Below are 7,103 nucleotides of genomic sequence, written 5' to 3'. Positions count from 1 at the left end.
CAAATATATTTTAGTTGTATTCAAACTAATTTATTCGCATTTTCTATAGTTTTATTCATGGAGTTATTAAGATCAAAAATGCCACGTGCCTTTCAAAACTGAGCATGAAACATTGATACAAGTCTCATATTATTTTTTAAAGTTTAAAAATTTTCGTTTACTATTTTCACTGATAAAAAGTATATTTTTAAATTACAAAAAGAAACACTGTAAATTGACAGTATATTCATCCCCCTCTATAAATCCGCCGTTTAAACCCTGAAAAAAGTAAATTAACACCTTTTTAACGTTCCATCTGGCCTGCAACCAAGGCAGTAAGGGGCACTAAAAACAACATAATCCGTAAGCAGACAAGTCATATAAGCGAGTTTTAACATGACAAATTTAAAAGTACTGATTCAAAAATTATCACCTGCATGTCGCTTAGCACTTGAAAATTCTGCCAATCTTTGTTTAGCCAGAATGCACCATCAAATTGAAATTGAGCATTTTTTTATTGAGCTTTTAAAACAAGGCAATAATGATCTGGCACTACTCTGCCAGCGATTTAATACTGATGCATTAACATTAGGCTTGCATCTTGAACAACAGCTTGAATATTTAGCACGTGGCAATCAGCAAATGCCTGTTTTCTCAATATCCGTAATACGTTTGCTGGAACAGGCATGGCTTTTGGCCTCCATAGAATCAGCCAGTTACTGTATTCGCAGTGGACATCTGCTGGTGGCATTATTAACGGTTCCTGAACTTTATCAGCTTGTACTGCGTTGTTCTTCACTGTTTGAGCAATTCCCGGTAGACAGCATTAAGCATAAACTTAGCGATTATTGCTTGATGAGTATTGAACAGGAAACCGCTAGTAGTAATGCGACTAGCGTTGAAGATCAGACTCTAGATCAGTCATCATCAGACCAGTCAAATTCTGGCAACTTATCTACAACTCCAAAAACTGCAACACCAGCGCTTGATCAATTTACGGTAAATCTGACTCAAAAAGCCAAAAATGGAGAGATTGATCCTGTTATTGGGCGTGAAGTTGAAATCCGTCAAATGATGGATATTCTAATGCGCAGGCGTCAGAACAATCCGATTTTAACGGGTGAAGCAGGTGTAGGCAAAACTGCTGTAGTTGAAGGTCTGGCTTTAAAAATTAGCCAGAATCTGGTTCCACAAGCCTTAAATAATGTACACATTCATGCATTGGATATGGGGCTATTACAGGCTGGTGCGAGCGTTAAAGGCGAGTTTGAAAACCGCTTAAAGAATGTCATTCGTGAAATTAATGAGTCTGCACATGCCATTATTCTATTTATTGATGAAGCCCATACCATTATTGGGGCAGGTGGTCAGGCCGGGCAAAATGATGCTGCCAACCTACTAAAACCAGCACTAGCCCGGGGTCAGCTTCGTACCATTGCAGCCACCACCTGGAGTGAATATAAGCAGTACTTTGAAAAAGATGCTGCATTAAGCCGGCGTTTTCAGGTGATCAAAATTGAAGAGCCAACGGTAGAAGTCGCCGTACAAATGCTACGTGCCATGGTGCCGGTAATGAGCCAGCACTTTAATGTGGATATTGATGAACAGGCCATTTTTACTGCGGTACAGGCATCCCATCGCTACATGATGGGTCGGCAGCTTCCTGACAAAGCAGTCAGCGTATTAGATACAGCCACTGCACGAGTTGCACTATCCCAAAGTGCAAAGCCGGCACAACTGGACGTACTGGAAGCCCGCAAGCATAACCTGAATCTTGAACTTGAATTATTACTGGCTGAGCAGCAAGCACTTCACCATTCACCATTATCCCGGCTAGAAACAGTAGGGCAACAACTGGATTTTACTAATCAGCAAATCAGTGAAATTACTCAACAGTGGCAGGCTGAACTGCAATTGATAACTCAACTTAAGCAATTACAGCAACAGTTGCCATTAAAAGATCGGCCGGATCACTCTCAAGAGTTATTAATCAAACAGGAAATTAGCCAGCTACGTCAGCGCTTAAAACAATTGCAGCACCATAATCCTTTGGTTCATGAACGGGTGAATGAACACATTGTTAGTCAAATCATTGCAGACTGGACAGGAATTCCACTTGGTAAAATGCAGGCGGATGACATTACAGCCGTCCTTAATCTGCAAGAAAAGCTGGAAAAACGGGTGATGGGACAATCGTCAGCCCTATACTCATTAGCACAAGGCATTAAAACAGCCCGTGCCCGACTAGAAGACCCCAACAAACCGCAGGGTGTCTTTTTGCTGGTTGGCCCTAGTGGCGTTGGCAAAACTGAAACAGCACTAGCGCTGGCTGATGAACTGTATGGCGGTGAAAATTATTTAATTAGTATCAATATGTCAGAGTATCAGGAGGCGCATACTGTTTCTGCCTTAAAAGGTGCACCGCCTGGATATGTTGGTTATGGCCAGGGTGGCATTCTGACCGAAGCGGTAAGACGTAACCCTTATAGCGTTATTTTGCTTGATGAAATTGAAAAAGCCCATCAGGATGTACAAGAGCTGTTTTATCAGGTATTTGATAAAGGTACTCTAGAAGATGGTGAAGGCCGACTCATTGATTTTAAAAACTGCCTGATTTTGCTAACTTCCAATGTTGGCTCTTCAGTCATTATGCAGCAATGTATTAATAAGCCTGTGGAAGACTGGCCAAACGAGCAACAACTGGTTGAAGCCCTGCTACCTGCTCTTTACAAGAATTTTAAACCGGCATTTTTAGGCCGAATGCGCTTAACCCCTTACTTCCCACTGCATGATGATTTGCTAATACAGATTATTGAGCACAAGCTTGCCAAAATTGCTACGCGCATGCTAACCCAGCACCAGACCAGCCTTGGTTTTAGCAGTGCATTAGTAGAACTGGTGTTATCGCGTTGTACTGAAGTTGATAGTGGTGCGCGTAATATTGATCACATTCTAAATAGCTCGGTATTACCGGATTTGGCAACTCATTTGTTAACTGCCATGGTTGATGGAACAAGTCCTCAACATATTTTTATTGATATTGATGCCAATGACCAACTGACCTATCAGGTTGATTTTCCGACACCTACTGTCAACACCATAAACAGCTCAAAAACAGACTGCCATAAATCTAAAAGCTTGTTAAATAAAACTCCGGCTATCGAAAAAATGGCTTAAGGGTCAGTAACGACATGATTGATATGCATACTATTGAAGACTTACTACATCCTATTTCCAGCGAATTGCCGTGTGGTGAAGATTTAACCTTTTCAAGTATTTTTGATGAAATTCAAAAAGCCCGGCTGGAAGATGACCCTTTACTGGAACAAGGCGAATGGATCACCGAACGCAAAGTGGCTGATTGGTCTTATGTCGAAACTCAATGTAAAGACTTACTGCAAAACAGTTCAAAGGATTTGCGACTGGGATTCTGGCTTTGCGAGGCCCTGATTAAAACCTCAGGCTTTGCAGGGATGTTTCATGGGCTGCAAATTATCAATGGGCTAATTTCCCGTTACTGGCCAGCTATGTATCCACGCATTGAAGATAATGACCTTGATCAGCGCATTAGTTTGCTGCAATGGTTTGTACAGCTCATGCAGAAAATTCCAAAAACTGTAGCCCTTAGCAGCCAGCCAGCCCTCAACTTTAATGATTTTGAATCAGCCCAGATTTTAAAAAATCAGCTAGATAAAAATCCTGATTTATATGATGACGGTCTGCCTGAACATAAGATCACGTTTGCGCAGTATCAGGAAGCGTTAATGCAAACGCCTGTTCAGCAACTGCAACATAATACACAACAATTACACCAAGCCATTTCCAGCTGGGACACCTTTAAAGCATTACTAGATCAGTCATTAGGTATTGATGCACCAGCTTTTTCTGCTGCTGATCAGGTCTTAGAGCGCATCGCTGACCATCTGGAGAGGACAATTAAAGAACGTGGTGGCCAAACCGTTGTTGTAGCGGATGAACAGCAAGTTACACCGGAAATTAATACCATGCGGGAAATAAGCCCGTCTTATCCTGAACAGCAATCCGGTTTTGATCCCAAAGCGCAAAGCCATATTCAAAACCGACAGCAGGCCATGCTGATTCTGGCGCAGATTAGCGATTATTTTTCCAGTCATGAACCACATAGCCCGGTAAGTTACATGCTTAAAAAAACCATCAACTGGGCCAATATGCCACTCCATGAATGGCTGTCCAATGTTATCAAACAAAACGATTCCTTGAACAGCTTGCATGAGATGCTAGGTGTTCAGCCCTCAGGCCATGATAGCTAAGCGATTATTTTACAACTATTATTTGATTTATAAATTAGGGTTTTTATGGTTCAGGCAAATAAAGTATTGTGGGGTGAAGGCCTATTTTTGCGGCCACAGCATTTTCAGATTCAGGATATGTATCACGAACAGCGGCTTAATAATACCATCCATGCCCTGTCAGCTTTTCCTTATGGTATCCGCAAACTTGAATTCGATGCCATTCAGTTGCAAAACAATATCCTGGCGCTTACTCACATTGATATTCTCTGGTCAGATGGTGATGTATATAAAGCACCAGAGCGTGATTTACTGCCGGAAAGCATGCAGCTCGACAGCGCCAGAATGTCTGATCAGGCGCTTGTTTATATTGCTTTTCCGGCGCTTCACCATGGTAGTAGTAACCTTCAATCCAATAATCAGATCCGGCCAGTGCGTTATAGTAGTAAACAGGTGAGCAGCACGGATATTTTTACCGATGCCGTAGAGTCAGAAGTAGTCATTTTACAGCGGCAGGCTTTTTTCCGGGTACTGGATATCCATGTGCGGCCTGATCATGAACTGGATGGCATGCTGTATTTTCCGGTTGCGCGAATTCGAAAAAACTCGACGGGTGAGTATGAATTTGATCCAAATTTTATGCCACCAGTACTGCATGTGGACAGTTCAGAGTTATTGCTAAACAGTGTGAAGCGTCTACTGGGTGTAATCCGGGCAAAACTCAAGACCCTGCAAAGTAATAACCGGGAAATTGACCAGCAACTGGTAGAGTTTCGCTCGGGTGACCTGGTATCTTTCTGGTTAGTTAATAGCCTGAATGCAGGTTATGCCGCCCTTAACCATATTATTCAGCATCCACAAATTCACCCTGAACGCTTGCATCAGGAATTACTGCGACTGACCGGCTCACTGCTGACATTTTCACGCGTGCATAATCTGGATAACTTGCCCGTTTATAACCACTACTCGCCCATGCATGGTTTTAATGCGCTAGACAACATGATTCGTGAAATGCTGGATACAATTATCTCAACGCGTTACCTGAATATTACCTTACGGGAAACTAAGCCTTCTTATTGGCAAGGTAGTCTGGATTCTGACAAGATTACCCGGAATACAAGACTATATCTGGCAATTAACTGTTCACTGCCAGCCCATGAGCTGGTGGCTTCTGTTCCTGTCAGGATTAAAGTAGGTGCACCTGATGATGTAGAAAAGCGAGTATTGGCCGCCCTTCCTGCCATTAGTCTCAGTCATTTAAGCAATGTTCCCTCTGCTATTCCAGTCCGTTCAGGTGTGCTGTATTTTGCAATAGAACCCTATGGCAACTTATATGAACAAATGCTACAGCAGCAATCGGTTTGTATTTATATCCCCGGTGGTTTTAGTGATCTGACCCTAGAACTAATTGCCATTATTGATTCTTAATCAAACCAATAACAAGAGCCATTATTACAATGAGTAAAGAAAGCAGCCTTGCACCTTCCCTATTTGACGATGGTGAAATTGGTACAGGTACTAGCGCACCAGTTCAGCTAAAACCTGTACAAAAGTCATTACTTGATTTTTTGTACGAAGGTTTTTATCTGGTATTCCTATTAAAAAATGGCTATATCCCACACAGTGCCAGCCAGCTACAAAGTCAGTTGATTGATTTTCTGGCCAATTTTGAAAATCAGGCACGCCGTGCCATTTTTTCAGCTGAGAATATTCATGACGTAAAATATGCATTTTGTGCACTGGTTGACGAAACCATCATGATCCAGCAAACAGCAGCAATGGAAACCATTAAGGCCAAATGGGAAGTATCACCACTGCAATTAAGTTTGTTTGGCTCGCAGCTGGCGGGTGAAAAATTTTTCAATACGCTGGAAAATTTGCGAGCTCAAGGTGTTGAACGCCTGGCTGCACTGGAAGTATTCCATTATTGCCTGTTATTGGGTTTTCAAGGCAAATACCGGCTTGAGGCGCCTGAAAAAATTAATTATCTGATCGCACGACTCACTGATGAAATTGATTTTTTAAAAGGTAAGAAAAAGGAATTTTCACCCTTTTGGGCCATTCCAGACCAGATTCGCTACGTAATCCGCAGTGAAATACCGGTAGGCCTGATTCTAATTATGCTAACTATCTTTGCAGCTATTGCATTTTCAGGGATTCACTATGTGCTGGTACAACATCGCATCAAGACAATGACACCCTTTTCAGAGGTTATTGCTGCACCCCAGCAACAGGCCCATCTTACAATTTACCTTCCTTAATATAAAAACTATTTAAATATAATGGATTAAGTGAACTGCATGAATGACATCAAAAGAACGCAGATGCCCTCGCTGTATGATGACCTAACACCGCATACAGCCCTAAAAATACTGCATAAAAATAAAAATGATTATGTCTCCAAAAAGACTCTCTGGGGCGTGGCTATTTTAAGCTGCTGTATTGGCGCATTAAGTACATCATTCATATTCTGGATGCTTTTTACTTCTTCGGCTCAATGGCCAACCCCTATTCTGTCAAAGCGTGATAGCGCCGAGCAAGCCATCGTTACTGCTGCTTTATCTGGCACACAGATACACTCAGCACCTCCCCATTCAGCAAAAACTAATACTGCTGCACAGTCACTTCCTGCCCTCAAAACAATTAAGGCACAACCAACTGATACCTCTACTATTAAAAAATCTACAGTTGACCTAGGAAAACCATTAACTCCGGCACATACAGTGTTGTCCACAAAACCACAAGCCATGATTAATCAGGCTAAACCAAATGTTACTTCCAATCCATTTAAGATATTGGAAACTGATTCATCGAAACCTGTGAAACCTGTGAAACCTGTGAAACCTGTGAAACCTG

5 protein-coding genes are annotated in these 7,103 nt (G+C 41.9%); all 5 read left to right on the top strand.

Annotated features, from left to right (window positions below; translation table 11 throughout):
- Positions 1–375 precede the first annotated feature (375 nt).
- A complete protein-coding gene (gene tssH, locus BKE30_RS13045) occupies positions 376–3,156 on the top strand; it encodes a type VI secretion system ATPase TssH (protein ID WP_076879022.1) in 2,781 nt (926 codons plus the stop codon).
- A gap of 14 nt (positions 3,157–3,170) precedes the next feature.
- Positions 3,171–4,268: a type VI secretion system protein TssA gene (gene tssA / locus BKE30_RS13040; RefSeq protein WP_083698580.1), complete on the top strand. Its 1,098-nt coding sequence runs from the start codon at positions 3,171–3,173 to the stop codon at positions 4,266–4,268.
- Positions 4,269–4,313: 45 nt separating this feature from the next.
- On the top strand, positions 4,314–5,675 hold the full coding sequence (tssK, locus tag BKE30_RS13035; RefSeq protein ID WP_076879021.1) for a type VI secretion system baseplate subunit TssK: 1,362 nt from the start codon (positions 4,314–4,316) through the stop codon (positions 5,673–5,675).
- A gap of 29 nt (positions 5,676–5,704) precedes the next feature.
- The gene (locus tag BKE30_RS13030; protein ID WP_076879020.1) at positions 5,705–6,508 is read left to right on the top strand and encodes a DotU family type IV/VI secretion system protein; all 804 of its coding nucleotides are present in this window, start codon (positions 5,705–5,707) and stop codon (positions 6,506–6,508) included.
- Positions 6,509–6,547: 39 nt separating this feature from the next.
- Positions 6,548–7,103: hypothetical protein (locus tag BKE30_RS13025; RefSeq protein ID WP_198938085.1), on the top strand; the 556-nt coding region annotated here is incomplete at its 3' end.

Source organism: Alkanindiges hydrocarboniclasticus (assembly GCF_001982605.1).
Lineage (GTDB): Bacteria > Pseudomonadota > Gammaproteobacteria > Pseudomonadales > Moraxellaceae > Alkanindiges > Alkanindiges hydrocarboniclasticus.
Note: the sequence above shows the minus strand (reverse complement) of the source record. Positions and strands in the feature narration are given on the sequence as shown.

Coding starts and splice junctions, on each gene's coding strand:
- tssH (WP_076879022.1), top strand. CDS start 376: ATGACAAATTTAAAAGTACTGATTCAAAAATTATCACCTGCATGTCGC.
- tssA (WP_083698580.1), top strand. CDS start 3,171: ATGATTGATATGCATACTATTGAAGACTTACTACATCCTATTTCCAGC.
- tssK (WP_076879021.1), top strand. CDS start 4,314: ATGGTTCAGGCAAATAAAGTATTGTGGGGTGAAGGCCTATTTTTGCGG.
- BKE30_RS13030 (WP_076879020.1), top strand. CDS start 5,705: ATGAGTAAAGAAAGCAGCCTTGCACCTTCCCTATTTGACGATGGTGAA.